Origin of the sequence: Meiothermus sp. (assembly GCF_037443965.1) — a bacterium.
Lineage (GTDB): Bacteria > Deinococcota > Deinococci > Deinococcales > Thermaceae > Meiothermus.
On the sequence record NZ_JBBINI010000015.1, the window covers coordinates 26,404 to 44,194 of the forward strand.

Annotated in this window: 16 protein-coding genes; 11 read left to right on the forward strand and 5 right to left on the reverse strand. The window is 62.4% G+C overall.

Going from position 1 to position 17,791, the window contains the following annotated elements:
• The first annotated feature begins 83 nt into the window (after positions 1-83).
• A complete protein-coding gene (typA, locus tag WKI89_RS09500; protein WP_337869095.1) occupies positions 84-1,871 on the forward strand; it encodes a translational GTPase TypA in 1,788 nt (595 codons plus the stop codon).
• Here typA and WKI89_RS09505 read toward each other — a convergent pair.
• Together WKI89_RS09505 and WKI89_RS09510 are read right to left on the reverse strand one after the other, a co-directional pair.
• Complete coding sequence (locus WKI89_RS09505) at positions 1,868-2,215, reverse strand: type II toxin-antitoxin system PemK/MazF family toxin (protein ID WP_337869097.1); 348 nt, start codon at positions 2,213-2,215, stop codon at positions 1,868-1,870. The genes typA and WKI89_RS09505 overlap by 4 nt on opposite strands.
• Positions 2,202-2,456: a hypothetical protein gene (locus WKI89_RS09510; protein WP_337869099.1), complete on the reverse strand. Its 255-nt coding sequence runs from the start codon at positions 2,454-2,456 to the stop codon at positions 2,202-2,204. Before WKI89_RS09510 ends, WKI89_RS09505 begins: the two co-directional genes overlap by 14 nt.
• A 57-nt stretch (positions 2,457-2,513) precedes the next feature.
• Here WKI89_RS09510 and WKI89_RS09515 point away from each other — a divergent pair, with 57 nt between their 5' ends.
• The 4 genes from WKI89_RS09515 (at position 2,514) to WKI89_RS09530 (ending at position 6,493) form a co-directional block, all read left to right on the forward strand.
• Positions 2,514-3,335 (forward strand): sugar phosphate isomerase/epimerase family protein, encoded by an 822-nt coding sequence (locus WKI89_RS09515; RefSeq protein ID WP_337869101.1) that lies wholly within the window; start codon positions 2,514-2,516, stop codon positions 3,333-3,335.
• Positions 3,336-3,411: 76 nt separating this feature from the next.
• The gene (locus WKI89_RS09520; protein ID WP_337869102.1) at positions 3,412-4,344 is read left to right on the forward strand and encodes a sugar ABC transporter permease; all 933 of its coding nucleotides are present in this window, start codon (positions 3,412-3,414) and stop codon (positions 4,342-4,344) included.
• On the forward strand, positions 4,337-5,161 hold the full coding sequence (locus WKI89_RS09525) for a carbohydrate ABC transporter permease (RefSeq protein ID WP_337869104.1): 825 nt from the start codon (positions 4,337-4,339) through the stop codon (positions 5,159-5,161). The genes WKI89_RS09520 and WKI89_RS09525 overlap by 8 nt, the downstream gene beginning before the upstream one ends.
• 21 nt (positions 5,162-5,182) lie before the next feature.
• Complete coding sequence (locus WKI89_RS09530; RefSeq protein ID WP_337869106.1) at positions 5,183-6,493, forward strand: ABC transporter substrate-binding protein; 1,311 nt, start codon at positions 5,183-5,185, stop codon at positions 6,491-6,493.
• 138 nt (positions 6,494-6,631) lie between these two features.
• Here WKI89_RS09530 and WKI89_RS09535 read toward each other — a convergent pair whose 3' ends face one another.
• Positions 6,632-7,174 (reverse strand): hypothetical protein, encoded by a 543-nt coding sequence (locus WKI89_RS09535; protein WP_337869108.1) that lies wholly within the window; start codon positions 7,172-7,174, stop codon positions 6,632-6,634.
• 95 nt (positions 7,175-7,269) lie between these two features.
• On the opposite strand from WKI89_RS09535, the gene purU reads away from it, so the two are divergent.
• The 6 genes from purU (at position 7,270) to WKI89_RS09565 (ending at position 15,260) form a co-directional block, all read left to right on the forward strand.
• A complete protein-coding gene (purU, locus tag WKI89_RS09540; RefSeq protein ID WP_337869110.1) occupies positions 7,270-8,127 on the forward strand; it encodes a formyltetrahydrofolate deformylase in 858 nt (285 codons plus the stop codon).
• Positions 8,128-8,192: 65 nt separating this feature from the next.
• Positions 8,193-9,449: a trypsin-like peptidase domain-containing protein gene (locus tag WKI89_RS09545; protein WP_337869112.1), complete on the forward strand. Its 1,257-nt coding sequence runs from the start codon at positions 8,193-8,195 to the stop codon at positions 9,447-9,449.
• A 153-nt stretch (positions 9,450-9,602) separates the two neighbouring features.
• Positions 9,603-12,320, forward strand: a complete 2,718-nt coding sequence (locus tag WKI89_RS09550; RefSeq protein WP_337869114.1) for a hypothetical protein — start codon at positions 9,603-9,605, stop codon at positions 12,318-12,320.
• 359 nt (positions 12,321-12,679) lie between these two features.
• A complete protein-coding gene (locus tag WKI89_RS09555) occupies positions 12,680-13,126 on the forward strand; it encodes a MarR family winged helix-turn-helix transcriptional regulator (RefSeq protein WP_337869116.1) in 447 nt (148 codons plus the stop codon).
• A 134-nt stretch (positions 13,127-13,260) separates the two neighbouring features.
• Positions 13,261-13,794 carry a hypothetical protein gene (locus WKI89_RS09560; protein WP_337869119.1) on the forward strand — a complete coding sequence of 178 codons (534 nt, stop codon included), beginning with the start codon at positions 13,261-13,263 and terminating at the stop codon, positions 13,792-13,794.
• Positions 13,791-15,260: an MFS transporter gene (locus WKI89_RS09565; RefSeq protein WP_337869121.1), complete on the forward strand. Its 1,470-nt coding sequence runs from the start codon at positions 13,791-13,793 to the stop codon at positions 15,258-15,260. The genes WKI89_RS09560 and WKI89_RS09565 overlap by 4 nt, the downstream gene beginning before the upstream one ends.
• 47 nt (positions 15,261-15,307) lie before the next feature.
• Here WKI89_RS09565 and WKI89_RS09570 read toward each other — a convergent pair whose 3' ends face one another.
• Positions 15,308-16,762: a DUF3084 domain-containing protein gene (locus tag WKI89_RS09570; protein WP_337869122.1), complete on the reverse strand. Its 1,455-nt coding sequence runs from the start codon at positions 16,760-16,762 to the stop codon at positions 15,308-15,310.
• Positions 16,763-16,840: 78 nt separating this feature from the next.
• Entirely contained in the window at positions 16,841-17,611 is a 771-nt protein-coding gene (gene lptB / locus WKI89_RS09575) for an LPS export ABC transporter ATP-binding protein (protein ID WP_337869124.1), read from the reverse strand.
• Positions 17,612-17,791: the final 180 nt, after the last annotated feature.

A 17,791-nucleotide genomic window follows, 5' to 3' on the forward strand; every position in this document is an offset into this window, starting at 1 on the left:
GTATACAAAACCCCGATTCTTCGGCTAGACTAACAGGGTTGCCTGCTGTCGGCATACCAGACGGCAATCCCCCTGGAGACACAATGGAACTCAGAAACATCGCAATTATTGCGCACGTAGACCACGGTAAGACCACCCTGGTAGATGCGATGCTCAAGCAAGCCAAAGCCCTCTCGCGCCACGACGAAGGGGGCGAGCGCATTATGGATTCCAACGATCTGGAACGCGAGCGCGGCATTACCATTCTGGCCAAGAACACCGCGGTGGAGTGGGGGGGCGTGAAGATCAACATCGTGGACACGCCCGGCCACGCCGACTTTGGCGGCGAGGTGGAGCGCGCGCTTTCGATGGTGGACGGGGTGCTGCTCCTGGTGGACGCCGCCGAGGGCCCCATGCCCCAGACCCGCTTCGTGCTCAAGAAAGCCATTGAGGCCGGCCTCAAGCCCATCGTGGTGATCAACAAAGTGGACAAGAAAGACGCCCGGCCCGACGAGGTCTTGAACGAGACCTTCGACCTGATGGCCGAGCTGGGGGCCTCCGACCAGCAGCTCGACTTCCCCTATCTCTATGCCATTGGCCGCGAGGGGGCGGCCTGGCTGGGCGACCAGCCCAAGCCCGACCTGACCGACCTCTTCGAGACCATCCTCAAACACATCCCGGCCCCCCAGGTGGCCCAGGGCCCTTTCCAGCTTCGGGTGGCCAACCTCGATTATTCCAACTTTTTGGGCAAGATTGCCCTGGGCAAGGTGCACCGCGGCACGGTGCGCAAAAACCAGTTTGTGACCATCGTGGGCGAGCACGGCCACCGCGACCTCAAGGTGGTGGCGGTGTTTACCCACCGGGGCCTGGAGCGCCTCGAGGTGGACGAGGCCACCCCCGGCGATATCGTGGCCATTGCCGGGATGGAAGGCGTCGAGATTGGCGATACCATTGCGGCCCGCGAAGCCCCCGAGGCCCTGCCGCGTCTGGCGGTGGACGAGCCCACGGTGAGCATCACCGTGACCCCCAACACCTCGCCCTTTGCCGGGCGGGAGGGCAAGTACGTGACCAGCCGCCAGATCCGCGAGCGGCTGTTGAAGGAGCTCGAGACCAACGTGGCCCTGCGGGTCATCGAGGTCACGCCCGATACCTTCGAGCTGCACGGGCGTGGCGAGCTGCACCTGTCGGTGTTGCTCGAGACCATGCGGCGCGAGGGCTTCGAGTTCTCGGTGGGCCAGCCCAGCGTGCTGTTCAAGGAGATCGGGGGCCAGATTCAAGAGCCCTACGAGTACCTGGTGGTGGACGTGCCGGAGGCCAAATTCGGCCCGGTGATGGAGGCCCTGGGCAGCCGCAAGGCCCAGATGGTGCATATGGAGCAGGAATCGGGGCGCATTCGGGCTGAGTTCACCGTACCGGCTCGAGCCCTGTTCGGCTTCCGCACCCTGTTCCTCACCCTTACCGCCGGCGAGGGGGTGATGAGCCACAGCTTCCACGCCTACGGGCCACACGTGGGCAGCCTGGAGACCCGCACCACCGGCAGCGCCGTGGCCATGGAGGCGGGCGTGGCCTACGCCTACAGCCTGTACCGCTTGCAGGAGCGGATCAGCTTCTTCATTGATCCCGGTACCGAGGTCTATGTGGGCATGATTGTGGGCGAGAACGCCCGCGACAACGACCTCAACGTCAACGTCAACATCAACAAAAAGCTCACCAACGTGCGGGCGGCTGGCTCCGACGAGAACATCCGCCTGATTCCGCCGCGCAAGTTTTCGTTGGAAGAGGCGCTGGAATTCCTGGCCCCCGACGAGCTTCTGGAAGTAACTCCCCAAAGCCTGCGCCTGCGCAAGCGGGTGCTAGACCCCAGCCAGCGCAAGCGGGCCGAGACGGTTTAGATCTCGTACTCCTCGGGCTCGGGTAGGTCGAGGGCAATGGCCAGGGCGCGGTCAAGTTCCTTGAGCTTCACCGCTGAGAGCATACCCACGTAGTTGGTCAGGCGGCTTTTTTCGAGACTGGTCAACTCGTCGTGGTAGATTGTGCTCTCGTGTTTGAGCCCTTCTTCAACACCGACCGGAACCTGCGTTTTTAGCCCTGCGTAGCGGCTATAAACCGCGGCGCAGATGACGGTAGAGTAGGTACTGTCAATCAATCCCTGATGACCAACTGCCACAAACACCCTTTGCCTGCGGGGGTCGTTGTCTCGGGGTTTCTGGTACAGGTAAAGCTCACCTCGCCTCATGCGGGTCTTCCTCGTTGTAGTAGGCGGAGTACTCGAGGGTCTCGAGGGCCTGCCGATTGAGCTCCTCTGCATACTTTTCGTGGAGAGCGCGGTCGCGGGCATCCCGTTCGGCCCGGCGCAGCTCGCGCAAGTACAACCGGGCGGCCTGTTCAATAAACTTCAAGCGGTTGGAGAAGCGCTGGTCGGTGGCCTCGAGGACTTCGCGCTCGAGGGTGATAGTTTCATATGTACCACCGCGCATCTGCGGCCTGCCCAGCCTGATGTGAGGCTGACAGGGGAGGCCTATGTTGGCGTAGGTATGAAATCTCCTCTGCCCGTGCTCGGCCTCGCCCTGCCCATCGAACGCCTGCCCGAGTTTCGCCCCTGGCTTCTGGAGCACGAAGGACGCGACCTCGAGCTGCAGGATGCGGTGCGCCCGGAGGTGCTGGATGGCGATTGGCAAACCTTGGTGGCCCTGGCCTGGCAGGCCCTGGACGGCTACACCGGGCGACTGGGGATTCACGGCCCTTACGACGGTCTCTGGATGGCCTCTTTCGACCCCTTCGTGCGGCGAATGGTTGCCGAGCGCTACCGGCGGGCCCTGGAGTTTGCTGCCGACCTAGGGGCCAGTCATATGGTCATTCACAGTCCGTTTCTCTTTTTCGGCCACCCCCAGATGTCCCATGCGCCCAGCAACGGCCTCGAGCGCGAGATCGAGTGGGCGCACGAGACCCTCCAGACCGTCCTGCCGCTGGCCCGCAACCTGGGGTTGGTGCTGGTGATCGAGAACATACGCGATACCAACCCACAGCCCCTGCGCACCCTGGTGCAGTCCTTTGGCTCCGAGCACGTGCGCATGAGCCTGGATGTGGGGCATGCCTACCTAATGCAGCAGATGGGCGGCCCCGCGCCCGACCAGTGGGTCAAAGAAGCTGGCCCGCTGCTGGCCCACCTGCACCTGCAGGACAACGACGGCCTGCTGGATCGCCACTGGAGCCCTGGGCAGGGGCGCATTCACTGGCCGGCCCTGTTAGCGGCCCTCCAGACCCTCCAGAGCCACCCCCGCCTCATCCTGGAGGTGCGGCACGAGCAACTGCCTGTGGCCGCTCAGTGGCTGGTAGCGCAGGGGCTGGCCCGCTAGCCCGCACGGTAAGCGGAGTGTAAGGCCGCCGCTGATGTTTTTTTGAAGATGACAGCGGATTCTTTAGGTGACGGTCATGATTTACTCCAAGAACCCCGAGAAGACTGCGAAAAAGCCCATTCAGATGCCCTACGCACGGCGGCTGGGTGGGGGCCTCGAGGTGGCCCTGCTGCTGATTCCAGGGCTGCTTTTGTTGCTGATATTCACCGTCTGGCCCACCCTGAACGCCTTCTGGCTCTCCTTTCACCGCGAGAACCTTTTAGGAACCGAGCGGGTGTGGGTGGGCCTGGCCAACTACGCCGAGCTGCTGCGCGACCCGGCTTTCTGGCGCGCGGTGGGGGCTACCTTCCTGTTTGCGGCCGTCGTGGTGCCGGTTCAGCTCTTGCTGGGGTTGCTGGCCGCGCTGATGGTGGCGCGTCCCTTCCCCGGCGTGGCGCTGTTTCGCACCCTGTTTTTCCTCACCACTGCGGTACCGACCGCGGTGGCCGCGGTGGCCTGGGGCTGGTATCTGCACCCCATCGGCGGGACGGTCAACCGGATGCTGGAGGCGGTGGGCCTACCGGCTCAACCCTGGCTGACCAGCCCCGAGCTGGCCCTGCCCACCCTGGCCATCGTGACCGCCTGGGCTGGGGTGGGCTTTACGGCCATCCTCTTGACCGCCGGGCTCCAGCAGATTCCCGAGGATCTCTACGAGGCCGCCCGCATAGATGGAGCGGGGGCCTGGACACAGTTCTGGCACATCACCCTGCCCATGCTCTCGCCCACTTTATTCCTGGTTTTTCTGCTGACCCTGCTCACCAGCCTGACCGCTTTCGGTCAGATCCACCTGCTGACCCGCGGCGGCCCCATGGAGAGCACCACGGTCTGGATCTACCGCATCTACCAGGATGCTTTCTTCAACTTCCGCTTTAGCTATGCAGCGGCGCAGTCGGTGGTGCTGTTTTTGGTGCTGCTCCTGCTGGCCGCGTTGCAGTTCCGTGGGCTGGGCCGGAGGGTGCACTATGAGTAGCCTGCCCCGCTGGCTATCCCGTCCGCTTTTCTACCTGCTCCTGGGGGTCTATGCCTGGCTGTTGGTGCTCCCGCTGTTGAGCCTACTCTCGGCCAGTTTTCGCAGCGAGGCCGACCTCTTTACGCCCGGCCTGCTGCCCCCCCAGCCCACCCTCGAGGCCTATCGGGAAGCCTTTGCTAAACACCCCATTCTGCGCTACCTGCTCAATAGCCTGGGGGTCTCGCTGGCCATCACCCTGGGCGTCTTGTTGACCTCCGCTACCCTGGGGTATGCCCTGGCCCGGGTTCGGTTTGCCGGACAGAGCCTTCTGTTTGGCTTTGTGGTGGCGGTGCTGCTTATCCCGGACGAGGTGACCTTTCTTCCGCGCTACCTGCTGGTACAAGAGCTGGGCTGGATCAATAGCTACTGGGCGCTGATCGTGCCTTTTCTGGCCTCACCGCTGGGCATCTTCTTGATGCGGCAGTTCCTCAAGAGCCTACCGCAGGATCTGTTCGATGCCGCGCGGATTGATGGGGCCGGCCATCTGCGGACGCTGTGGTATGTGGCCCTGCCGCTGGCCGCCCCGGCCCTGGGGGCTTTGGGTGCGCTGAGCTTTCTGGGGGCCTGGAACATGTACCTCTGGCCGCTGGTGGTCATCAACCAGAACGAGATGAAAACGGCGCAGATCGCCATTGCCCAGGTGCAAAGCGTGGAGGTCTCGAGCTGGAACGTGGTGGCGGCGGCTGCGGTGCTGGTACTGCTACCTACCTTACTGGCCTTTCTGCTGGCCCAGCGGGCCTTTATCCGGGGCATCGCGCTGGGTGGGCTAAAGGGATAAGCACACTTACAGGAGGCAAAGATGAAGAGACGATTGCTGGCACTACTGGCGGGAATAGCACTGGGAGGGCTGGGGCTGGCCCAGCAGCGCATCACCATTGACTTCTGGCACTCCATGGGCGGGGTGTTGGGCGAGGCCACCGAGGCCCTGGTCAAGGACTTCAACGCTGCGCAGAACCGGGTTACGGTGCGCAGCCAGTTTGTGGGCTCCTACGATGACGGACTCAACAAACTGCGGGCGGCCCTGCAGGCGGGCGGACAGGGCCGTCCCAACGTGATCCAGGTCTACGATATCGGGGCCCGCTTTATGGCCGATTCGGGCGCGGTGCTGCCCCTCGAAGACCTAGCCCGGGCCAACAACTTCGACCTCTCCCAATTTGTCAGCCAGCCCCGCAGCTACTACAGCGTGGATGGCAAGCTCTACGGGCTGGCGTTCAACAGCTCCAATCCCATCCTCTACTTCAACACCCAGGCCCTGGAGCAGTCCGGCATCCCCTACCGCAATACCTGGAGCCTGGCCGACCTCGAGGCCGCCGCGCGCAAGCTCACGGTCAAAGATGCCTCTGGCAAGACCACCCGTTTTGGCCTCTCCATTCCCATCGATAGCTGGTTTATGGAGCAGTTTAGCTACAACTCCGGCCAGTACTTCTGCAACAACGAGAACGGTCGCAAGGCCCGGGCCACCGAGGTCACCTTCAACAACCCGGCGGCGGTGGCTTTCCTGGATACCTGGGCCCGCCTGGTACGGGAAGGGGTGGCGGCCAACACCGGGCGCAGCTGGGCCGATAGCCAGAGCCTGTTCGCCCAGGGCAACGCGGCCATTGCGGTATATTCCACGGCTTCCCTTACCGGGGTGCTGCGCCAGGTGGGCAACCGCTTCCCGGTGCGCACCGCCTTCTACCCTTACCTGCGCGAGCGCAACGGCACGGCCATTGGCGGGGCGGCGGTCTACCTGATTCGCGGCTTCAGCGAGGAGCAGAATGCGGCCTCGTGGGAGTTTATCCGCTTCTTGCTACGCCCCGAGACCCAGGCCAAATGGATTATCGGCACCGGTTACTTCCCGGTGGTGAAGGGGGTCACCGAGCAGTCCAGCGTGCGCCAGGCCTATGTGCGCCAGCCCAACTACACCACCGCGGTGCGGCAGCTCGAGACCTCCAAGGTCAACACCTCTTCGGCAGGCTGCTTGATGGGCGGCTTCACCGAGATTCGCCAGATTGTGCAGTCGGCCATCGAGGAGGCCCTGCGGGGCAAGCCGGCCCAGCAGGCCCTCGACGAGGCCAAGCAGCGGGCCGATCAGGTGCTTGCCCGCTACAACGCCAGCGTCCGGCAATAAGTGAGCTTGCCGACCATGCCCACCCGTGCTACGGGTGGGTTTTTTTGCGTGCTGGTCTTGGGCGTCCGGTTTGAGAACACCCTTTGATACGTATGGCGGTGAAGGATTCAAGCGGAAACGGTATGACAGGGCGGTTGTCTATCCACAGCGGTTGAACCGTGCGAGGGCGGCCCGGCCTTCGGACGTTCCGCCAGGAACCTCTGCGCCCGCCAGCGAGAGCATGTAATAGCCCGCCGCGTTCCCGGCCTCTACCACCACGTAGTAGGTTCCGCCCCGGAGCCGTTCTCGGAATTCAGGGCCTTGGCGGGCCACCAGGCCGTGGCCCCGGTAGTCGCGCCAGCCGCCTGCAAACACTTTGGCTCCCATGCCCCCTGGAATGGCGAAAGGTGGGCGCTCGTGGCCCTCGAGGCCCGGCCCCACCAGCCACATCCGGGGTTGAAAGGCCGGTGGGCAGGCCGCCCCCACAAAAAGCCCCAGGTCGAGCACGAAGCCTGCGGCCAGCTCAAAAATATAAAAGCCCAACTGGCCCGCGTTCACCTGGCTCGTGACCACTTTCGAAATGGTGGGTTCCAGAATCCGGTAGGCCTGCTCGAGGCTGGGGGAGCCGGGGTTCCAGAAGGGTTGGTGGGCGAATCCTACCGAGGCAAGCAAGATTATCAGGCCCGTAAACTGCTTTTTCATACATCTGAGTCTGGGCCAAGAAAGTCCAGAAGAGTGTGCCGGGGGAGCATATATGCCTTGAGCTTTGAGCCCAGAGCCTTTAGCCTGTGGCAGATATGCAGTCGGATACCACCGCACGGCTTCTGATTACCTGCCCCGACCGGCCCGGCATTGTGGCGGCGGTCTCGAATTTCCTCTTCAACCACGGGGCCAACATCACCGCGCTGGATCAGCACTCCACCGACCCCGAGGGGGGGCTTTTCTTCATGCGGCTGGAGTTTCAAACTCCGCACCTAGACGTTTCGCGGGAAATCCTCGAGAAAGCTTTCGCCGAGCGGGTGGCGGCCCGCTTCGAGATGAACTGGCGCATTGCCTACGCCGCCGACCTCAAGAAAGTAGCCATTCTGGTCTCCAAATACGACCACGCCCTGCTGGAGCTCCTCTGGCGGCACAGCAACCGGGAACTGCCCGGTGCCATCACCCAGGTTATCTCCAACCACCCCGACCTGCGCCCCGAGGTGGAGCGCTTCGGCATTCCCTACCACGTGCCGGTGGAGAAAGACCGCAAGGAAGAGGCCGAGGCGCAGATTCTGCACCTGCTGGGGGATACCGACCTGGTGGTGCTGGCCCGCTACATGCAGATCCTCACCCCGCAGTTTGTGGCCCGCTACCCCAACCGCATCATCAACATCCACCACTCCTTCCTGCCGGCCTTTGTGGGGGCCAACCCCTACAAGCAGGCCTATACGCGGGGTGTGAAGATCATCGGGGCCACCGCCCACTACGTGACCGAGGAACTCGACCAGGGGCCCATCATCGAGCAGGACGTGGCCCGGGTCTCGCACCGGCACGACGTGGCCGACCTGGTGCGGCTGGGGCGAGACCTCGAGCGCAACGTGTTGGCTCGAGCGGTGCAGTGGCACCTGGAGGATCGCATCATCGTGTACGGCAACAAGACCGTGGTGTTTTCATGATCTCATAATCTGGCTTCACACCGTCTTCACCGTTGTTTATTACCCTGGGATAGGAGGCTTTTGCGATGTCCATGAGAACAGCAACCCTTGCCCTCGGGCTGGTTTTGGTAGTGGGGGGTGGTGTGGCCTGGTTCAATTTGAGCAAGAGCCAGACCCAACTCCAGGCTCAAACCCCGCCTGCACCTCAAGTGCAGGCCCAGGCCCAGAGCTTTGATCAGAACCGAGCCTTTCTGGAAAACGAACGCAATACTGTGGATATTGTGCAGCGAACCGGCGACGGGGTGGTGTTTGTGGCGGTGCGCAGCACCCCGCAAACGGGCAACCGTGACCTTGGCTTTTTTGGGCAATTCCTGCAACCCCAACCGCAAGATGGATCAGGCTCGGGCTTTGTGCTCGATCAGGATGGCCTGATTCTGACCAACTACCATGTGATTGCCGGGGCCGACCAGATTACGGTGCGCTTCCACAACGACCCCAGAAGCTACCCGGCGCGGGTGATTGGCCGGGCTGAGCCGCTGGACATGGCCCTGATCCGGGTACAGGCCCCGCGTGAGAAACTCAAACCCATGCGCCTGGCTGATTCCGATCAGGTGCGGGTGGGGCAAAAGGCCATCGCGATGGGCAACCCTTTCGGGCTGGAATTTACCGTCACGGAAGGTATCATCTCGGCCATCCGGCGCAACCCCAACGACGGCAGCAGGGGCCAGGGAGCCTTCGTACCCACGGTAATCCAGACCGATGCAGCCATCAACCCCGGCAACTCCGGGGGGCCCTTGCTCAACTCGAGGGGCGAGGTGATCGGGATCAACACCTTCATCTACAGCACCACTGGTGGGTTTGGTGGGCAGGCTCAGTCGGCGGGTATTGGCTTTGCCATCCCGATCAACCTGGCCAAGCAGTACCTGAACGACCTAAAGGCTGGTAGGGACATCACTGCCGACGAACTGGTACGTTCGCGCCCCCGCCTGGGGGTGACGCTTTCGCTGCTTTCGATGGGCGAATACCCCGAAAACGTTCGCCGCCAGAACCGGCTGCCCGATGCTGGTCTGATGATTCAGCAAGTGGAGCGGGGTGGGCCAGCCGAGCGGGCCGGAATGCGGGCCGCCACCCGTACCGTGCAGCTCCAACTCCGCACCGGCCAGGTCATCGAGCTGGGGATCAATGGTGACATTCTACTCGAGGCCGACGGCAACCCCATCAACAACATCAACGACCTGCGCGCGGTGCTGCTTTCCAAAAAGCAAGGCGAAGCCGTGAACCTCAAGGTCTGGCGCGATGCTCAGACCAGGGATGTACGGGTGGTTCCACAAGTGATTCGCTAGATGCAGCTTTGTTGCCAACCCTCTCCTGCGGGGGAGGGTTGATATTTGGAGCAAGTATTCGGCACGACCGCATCAGATGGGCTGGGAAAGCGGGGTTGATCCTGACCAGTTTCACTACATTGCCTTTCATCTGTGTTGCCTATACTGGGCCCAATGCTGCGCTTCTTGGCGTTTTTTTTGCTGGTCTGTTCGTTGACACTGGCCCAGTTCGACCCCACCAAGCGCTGGTTTACCCTGCGCACCGAGCATTTTGACATTCACTATCACGCCGGTTTGGAACGCGTGGCCAGCGAGGCCGCTCTCCATGCCGAAAACGCCTATAGGCTGCTCAAAGCCGACTTCGAGGAGCCGCCGGGACGCATCAGCATCGTGCTCTCGGACGTGGGGGATACCCTCAACGGCTTTGCCAACCCCACCAACAACGTGGTGGGCATTTTTACCGGACAGTTCCGCAGCTCGGACTTTTTCAACCCCCGGCTTTCGTCTTGGTGGGAGACGGTCATTTTCCATGAGATTGTCCACATGTTCGACCTCTCCCAGGTGCGCGGCCCCCTCAAAGACCGTACCCGCATCTTCGGGCAACTGCCCTCGCAAAATGCGGTGAAGCCCTTTCCCTTCGTGGAGGGCACGGTGCTTTACTTCAAGCACAAGAAGCTGGGCGAGTCGCGCCTGAACGACGCCACCACCCGCATGATGCTGCGCCAGATGGTGCTTTCAGGCCGCTTCCCCAGCCTCGATGAAATTCGCCAGGCCTACAGCAAATCCACCTGGCCTTACCTGGGTTTTCTGGTCTACAACTACAGCGCCTGGCTGGTGCAGTACCTGGAAGTGCGCTTTGGCGAGGATGCCTACCAGCGTTTCACCGAGGCCAACGCGGCCATGCTGGCCACCAAAGACTTCAACGAACCTTTTCAGCAAGCCTTCGGGGTTTCACTCGACCAGATCTATACCGACTTTGTGCGCTGGCTACCCAGCCAATTCGAAGGCGAGATTGCCCGTATCCGGGCCGAGGGCCTGACGCCCATCACCAGGCTCAGCAGCCTGGGGTTTTTTAGTGAAGGCGCCACGGATTCGCCGAGCGGCCTTGTGTATTCGCACGCCTCGCCGCTGCGCAGCGGCCTGCGTATTATCGTCAACGAGAACGAGCGCGAGTTGCTCAATGGTCCAGCCCAGTATCCGCAGTGGTCGCCGGATGGGCGCTACTTGCTCTTTACCAGCAGAAGCGCCAACAGTGAGTATTTTGTGGGCAGCGACCTCTACCAGTACGACCGGCTGGAGGGCAGTGTCAAGCGCCTGACCAACGGCGAGCGGGTCTACTACGCCCGCTACGCGCCCGATGGCAAGAGCATCTTCATGGCGAAGAACACCCCCGATGGCTCGACCGAGTTGGCCCGCTTATTCATCGAGCTAAACCGCACCCAGCCTCTGCGTAGCTTTCCCAACCAGGACGGAGTTATCCATTCATTTGCAGTCGCCCCGGACGGCAACTCGCTGGTGCTCGCCTTGCTGCGGCGCGGCGGTTTTCAAGACCTCTACCGCTACACCCTGCAAACCGGGGCCCTCACGCCCCTGACCCAGGACAGGAATGTGGATGGCGATCCGGTTTTCAGCCCCGATGGGCGCTACGTGATCTACAGCAGCGATGTGAACCGGGTCTACAACCTGTATGCCTACCGCCTCGAGGACGGGGCGGTGTTTCAGGTGACCAACCTCGTCTCGGGGGCCTTCCAGCCCACCTTCTCACACAGTCGGCAACAGATTATCTTTTCCGGCTACGACGAGACCGGCTACAACCTGTACCAGTTGCCCTACAACCCCAGTGTCTGGAAACGGGTGGAGCTACCGCGCGAATCCCTGCCAGCGTTCAAGCCCGCCGAGGCCGCCAACGGTGAGCCCTACAACCCCTTCCACTACCTGCGCCCTTTGTACTGGCTGCCTATCGCCGGGCTGGGGGTGGATGGGCTCGGCCTGGCGGCGACGCTGGGGGTTTCGTTTGCAGCCTCCGACCCGGTGGGCCTCCATGCCTACGCGGTAGGGGCCGGCTTCGACAGCAGCCTTCGCGGGGTGTTCTACGACCTGGCCTACCAGTATGCCGGGCTGGGCTTCCCGCTGGTGCTGCAGGCGGTGGGGGTAGGCCGGGACAGCGCCCAGGGCGTAGGGGCTTCGTTCTGGTCGCCGCAGGGCTGCCTGGGCTTGCAATACGTGCGCTCGGACGTGCTCGAGCCCGCCCTCGACCCCAACCAGAACACCGTTACCCATGCCTTTTCGGTTCGCTTGAGCGGCGCCAGTACCACCGCCAGCGACCTGTTCCGCTCGAGGAGCAGCCTGAGCGCCGTGGGCACGGCCTTCATGCGCGAGGGCAGCCCGGACTGGCGCTACAGTGTTCGGGGCGCTCTGGGGTTTCAATTCCGGCTACCGCTGGAAGCCTCGCACGTGATTGGGCTGCGGGTGGGGGGTGGCTTCACCACCTCGCCGCTGGCTTTGGATGGCTTCGACCTGGGGGCTTTGCCCCTGGTGGCTGGAGGCCTGCCGTTGCTGGCGGTGCGGGGGTATGGGCCGGGTCAGCTTCGGGGCCAGCAGGCGCTGGTGGGCTCGCTCGAGTACCGCTTGCCGCCCTGGAGCCTCGAGCGCGGTCTGGGCAACTGGCCGCTGTTCTTTGACGACCTAAGCCTGTCGGTTTTTCTGGACGCAGGGGCTGCCGGTTCGCCTGTGGACCTGAGCCAGGCGCGCTTTTCGGTAGGGGCTGAGCTGCGCTTGGGCCTGACGCTATTTTATCTGGCGCCGGGCAGCAGCGTGGCCCTGGGCGGTGCGCAGGGTTTTGGGGAGCCTGGGCCGAGGTTTTATCTAAGTCTGGTGTTGCCCGGCTTGTGATTTGGGCGGTTTTCGGAGTGCGCTGGCCCTGGGGGGAGGCTGCGCTATCGTGCCTTCAGGGTACTGCTTGGCGTTCCCCCTAAGGACGATCTGTCCTGGGAAGCAGCTTTTTTTGCTGGCCGAACGTCCGTTCGAAGTTATCCAGCAAGCCGAAAAAGCTGAGCCGAAGGTTGAAAACCCGTCAATCAGCCGAACGGCATCGTAAAGTCCACCCCTGCCGTGTAGGGGAGGCTCTAGCGTGAGTCTGCCGTGCCACGCAGGTTTATTCTGCTTTTCTGTTTCCGAACTGACGCTAGCAGATGATGAGCGGATGTTTTAAGGATTTGACAATATATGTATATGCATTTATATTGATTCCTGTGCAGCGACTAAGTAAAAAGCAAAAACTCGAGGTTCGGCAGTTCTGCGCCCACGCCCACCTTAAACGGACGGTGCGCAAAATAACGCTGCAATACGACCAAGTTCTGGCCCACACCGGTTTGCACATCACCCAGTTCACCCTGCTGGTGACGGCCTCGCTGAAGGGTGAGGCCGCGGTCAACGACCTCGCCGCCCAACTGGCCCTCGATCAAACCACCCTCAGCCGGAACCTTCAGGTACTCCAGCGGCATGGTCTGGTCGAGATGGTGCCCAGCCCTCTGGATGCCCGGGTACGCTTGGTGCGAATCACCCCAGAAGGTGAGGCTGCACTGGCTCGAGCCTACCCGGCTTGGCGCAAGGCGCAGGAGGAGGTGAGCGCGGCATTTAGCCCACAGGAATACCAACAGTTTCTCGGTTTTTTGAGCCGGCTTGAAGCCTCGAGTTAGTTCTTTGCCCAAATATATGTATATACATATAAATAGACCGCCTATGTACCTGCAAACCCACCCAAACTTCTTCGAGCTTCATGCCCAAGCGTCCGCCGGCACCCAGACCGGGGTGTCGCCCTCCGGAGGAGCTAATGTTCACCGATCCCCAACCCCTGTTTATTTTTCAGTTTGCCTTAAGTCTGCTGGTTTTTGGGCTGATTGCCCGCCAGTATCTGGAGCCGTGGCTGGCCCGGTTACCCCTTGTGCACGCGCTTAGCCCTTTGCTCTACTTTCACGCTTTTCGCTACGTAGGCGCCAGCTTTATGAGCCCCTCGGTCATAGACCCCAGCGTGCCCGGCAGCTTCACCATTCCTGGAACCATCGGTGACCTGCTGGCGGCCTTCCTGGCCCTGGCCTCGCTGTGGGCGCTTCGGGGGGGCTCGAGGTGGGCCCTGCCGCTCTTGTGGGTGTTCAACCTGGTGGGCACACTCGATTTCATTAACGCCATATACCAGGGGCTGCAGGTGGGCTTACCCCATTACCAGTTGGGCGCGACCTGGTTCATCATCACGTTGTATGTGCCTGCGCTGCTGGTGGTTCATCTGCTGATTTTCCGCTTGCTTCTGACCCGCTCGAGCGAACTTTCGGTGACGGGTCGTGGGCTCAAAGCCAGGGAGCCGTTATGACCGCCCATGTGCCGCAGCGCTCGGGTGCCGACCCCCGCCGCTGGCAAGCGCTGGGGGTGCTGCTCTTGGCGGGTTTTCTGACCCTGCTGGATACCAGCATCGTAGTCAATGCGTTAGCAACCGTGCAGCGCGACCTGGGGGCCAGCTACGCGCAAATCCAACTGGTGCTGGCGGGCTACTCGGTGGCCTACGGGATGCTGCTCATTACGGGTGGGCGGCTGGGCGACCTCTACGGGCGCAGGCGGCTGTTCGTGTGGGGGCTACTGGGCTTTGTGCTGACCTCGGCGCTGTGTGGGCTGGCCTCCTCGGCGGAGATACTGGTTGTGGCGCGCGTGTTGCAGGGGCTCGCGGCGGGGCTGATGTTCCCACAGATCTCGAGCCTGACCCAGGTGATGTTTGGCCTCGAGGAGCGCCCCAGGGCTTTTGGGCTACAAGGCGCGATGGTGGGGCTGGGCATCGTAGCGGGGCCGCTGCTGGGGGGCACCCTCATTGGGGCTGATTTGTTTGGCTCCTCCTGGCGGCCCATTTTCTTAATCAACGTACCCCTGGGGCTACTGACCCTGGGGTTGGCCCTGCGGTTGCTACCGGAATCGCGCTCGGAGACTGCAAGAAAACCGGATGTGCTGGGCGTGTTGATGGTTTCGGTCGGCATGTTTTTGCTGACCTACCCACTGATGCTTGGACGCGAGCTGGGCTGGCCCCGGTGGTCGCTGTGGATGCTGGTTTTGGGGGTGCTGGTGCTGGCGGTATTCATCGCACAGCAAATTTGGCTCACCCGCAAAAGTGGCCCGGCACTGCTCGAGCTGTCCTTGTTTAACCAGCCGAGTTTTCGCATGGGAGCGCTGGTGGGTTTCGTATTCCAGACCGGAGTGCTATCGTTCTTTGTCTCGATGGCGCTGTTTTTGCAAAATGGTTTGGGGCTCAGCCCGATTCATGCGGCTTGGGTACTGTTGCCCTTTCAGCTTTCCATCGCGGTGAGTTCGCTCAACTCGGCCAGGGTCAGCGGGTGGCTGGGGAGCCGCGTGATCAACCTGGGTGCGGGGCTGCTATGGGTGAGCATGGGGCTCCTTATCCTCACCATCCGCCAAGCCGGGATGGGCCTGCAGGGTTTCGAACTGGCTCCCGTGCTTATCCTGGGCGGTCTTGGCTTCGGCCTGATTGTGGCGCCGTTGCAAACCCTGGTGTTGCGGCAGGTGTCGCCGCAGTTTGCGGGCAGTGCTTCGGGAATCCTGGCCACGCTCAATCAGGTCGGCAGCGCGCTGGGTGTGGCGGTCATGGGCATGATTTTACTGAGCCAATTGGGGCAGCAGCCCACAACGGAGCGTTTCGTGCTGGCCATACAGGTCTCGCTGGGTTATCAGGTGGTGGTGTTTGGGCTAGTGTTCGGGCTGGCTTGGCTGTTGCGCCGGTCTTCACTAGCCGTTGCAGAAGTCGAGCCAACACGCCAACCAGCCGCCCGGCTATAGGATGCTCGAGCAACCCCCCAGCCACAGCACCAAAGTGCCCAACCATCCTATGGCAGCAGCTTCAGCCCAAGCCGGGGTGGCTCGGTAGGGTAGAGGTTGCCCAGGGCCACCACCGCTATCCGGATGCCACCGCGTTTGCCGGAGAGCTGGGAGGCCAGACCGACGAACTCCTCGAGGGCAATCCCCCCCTGGGCCAGCTTTTCGGGAACCCAGCCGGCCCCGGAGAGCCGGTTTTCGGCCACCTGGCTGAGGGCGCTAAACTTGCGCCGCATCTCGCTCATGCTGGCCGGGAGCACCAGGGTGGTGGTAGCCAGCACCTCCCCTTCGACAAAAGCTTGTTCGCGGGCGCGGTATTCGATCACCACCCGAACCCGCCCCTCGGAGCTGATGCTCTGTATTCGGGCCAGAAACAGCCCCGGTTTGAGATTGTTCAGGTTGGGGTTCTCCACCACTTCCATGCTGCGCAGCCCGATCAGGCGCACCCGGTTGTCGGCCCGCCGGGTGACCTCGCCCAGGGCCACCTGCTCGTTGCCCGGCACCACCTGTTCTTCGGCCAGCAGGTTCATGTGCAGGCTTTTGTCCAGGCTCGCAACAATCAGCCGGTTGCGCTCGCGCAGTTGTTGCAATTCCCGCTGGGCTTCCAGCAACTTGGCCCGCAGCTCGCTGTTTTCGCGCTGGATGTTCTCGAGCGCGCGGTTGGCGTTGTCGCTGGGGGGTGGGGGAGATGAACCGCTTCCCAGCACCGCCACATCGCCCTCGAGGTTGCGCTTGTCGGCCTCGAGCTGGCGCAGGCGATCCTCGAGCTCGCGGGTGCGGGTCTGGAGGCTTTTTAGGCGGGCCTGGGCCTCGCGGCTGGCGGCTTCCAACTGCCGCAGTTGCTCCTCGGCCCTGCGGGCCTGGGCCGAAAGTTCGGTGCGCCCCGATAGGAGCTGATCTTTTTCTTTTTGCAGCTTTTCTTTCTCTTGCAACAGGCTCAGGCGGATCTGCTTGAGCTCTTCTAAAGCCTGCCGTTGGGAGGTGCTGGCGGCCTGGAGTTTTTCTACTTCCTGGCGTAGTTTTTCCCGTTCGACCAGGGCGTCCTCGAGGTCCTTGCGGGTCTGCCGCTGGAGTTCGACGTTTTGCTCGAGCTGCCGGGCCAGCAGGATGTTGTTTTTCTCAAACTCGTCGCGCTCGGTTTTGAGCTGTTCATTCTGGGCAAAGGTGGTGGCGGCCCGGCTCTCGAGCCGATCCACTTCGGTGCGCAGCCGGTCGCGCTCCTGCCGTACCGCCTCGGCCTGCAAGATGGTCTCGCGGGCATCCCGCACCACCAGAAAGAAGGCCCCAAAAGCCCCCAGTCCAATCAGCACCCCGGTACCCACGGCTACCAGGGTCGCGGTGGTCTTGGGGCGCAAACCCAGAAAGCGCCAGTGGCGCTTGCCCACCCGCTTGGCCACCAGGTCGCCCACATAGGCCACCAGACCCGCGACAAGCACCAGAAGGATGAGGATGGCCCAGAAAGTCATACCGAAGTCTCAGGTCTCGAGGTGCAGGTCTGGGTCAAGGTTGCAACCTGTGACTCGGAACCTGCGCCCTGTGACAGTTCACAACTCATATTCATCGCCCAAATAGTGCATACGCACACCCGAATCGCGGGCGAACTCCTCGGGTGAGCCCTGAAAGGCCACCTGGCCGTCGTACATCAGGTAAATGCGGTCGGCAATGGCCAGCGTTTCGCGCACCGAGTGGTCGGTGATGAAGATGCCGACCCCACGCCGCTCACGCAGCTCGGAAATGAGTTTCTGAATGTCGTGGACGTTTTTGGGGTCCACGCCGGTGAAAGGCTCGTCGAGCAGGATGAAGTCGGGGTTGGTGCAAAGGGCGCGGGCAATTTCCAGCCGCCGCCGCTCGCCGCCCGAAAGGGTGTAGGCGTACTTGTCGCGCAGGTGGCTAATGCCCAACTCCTCGAGCAGCTCGGCGGCCCGCTGGGCCCGCTCGGTTTTGGAGAGGGGCTGGAACTCCAGCACGGCCAGCAGGTTTTCCTCTGCGGTCATGCGGCGGAAGGCCGAGGGCTCCTGGGGCAGGTAGCCCAGCCCCTGCCGGGCCCGCTTGTACATGGGGAGGCGGGTTACGTCGTGCCCACCCAGGCGAATGCGCCCCGCGTTGGGTTCGATAAAGCCGACCAGCATATAAAAAGTGGTGGTTTTGCCGGCCCCGTTGGGGCCGAATAGGGCCACAATCTCGCCACGGGAGAGCTCGAGGTTCACCCCCCGCACCACCTCCCGTCGGCCAAAGCGCTTGACCAGCCCAATGGCCTCGAGGCGGGTGGTAGGGCTCGTGGTTAGGCCAGGACTCTGTTGCAATGCCGCTTTCATCTGTTTATCAGGGTATCACCACCGGCTAAGGCGGCTGTGAGAGGTATAACCCAAATGGCTGGTTATCGGGGGGAGGGTGCAGGCTGAAGCGGATGTTGCCGCGATCCCATGTCCTAAGTGTCTCCATAGTTGAAATGCGAGATCCGATCCCCGAAGATCAGTGGGGAATTGCGTCAGGTA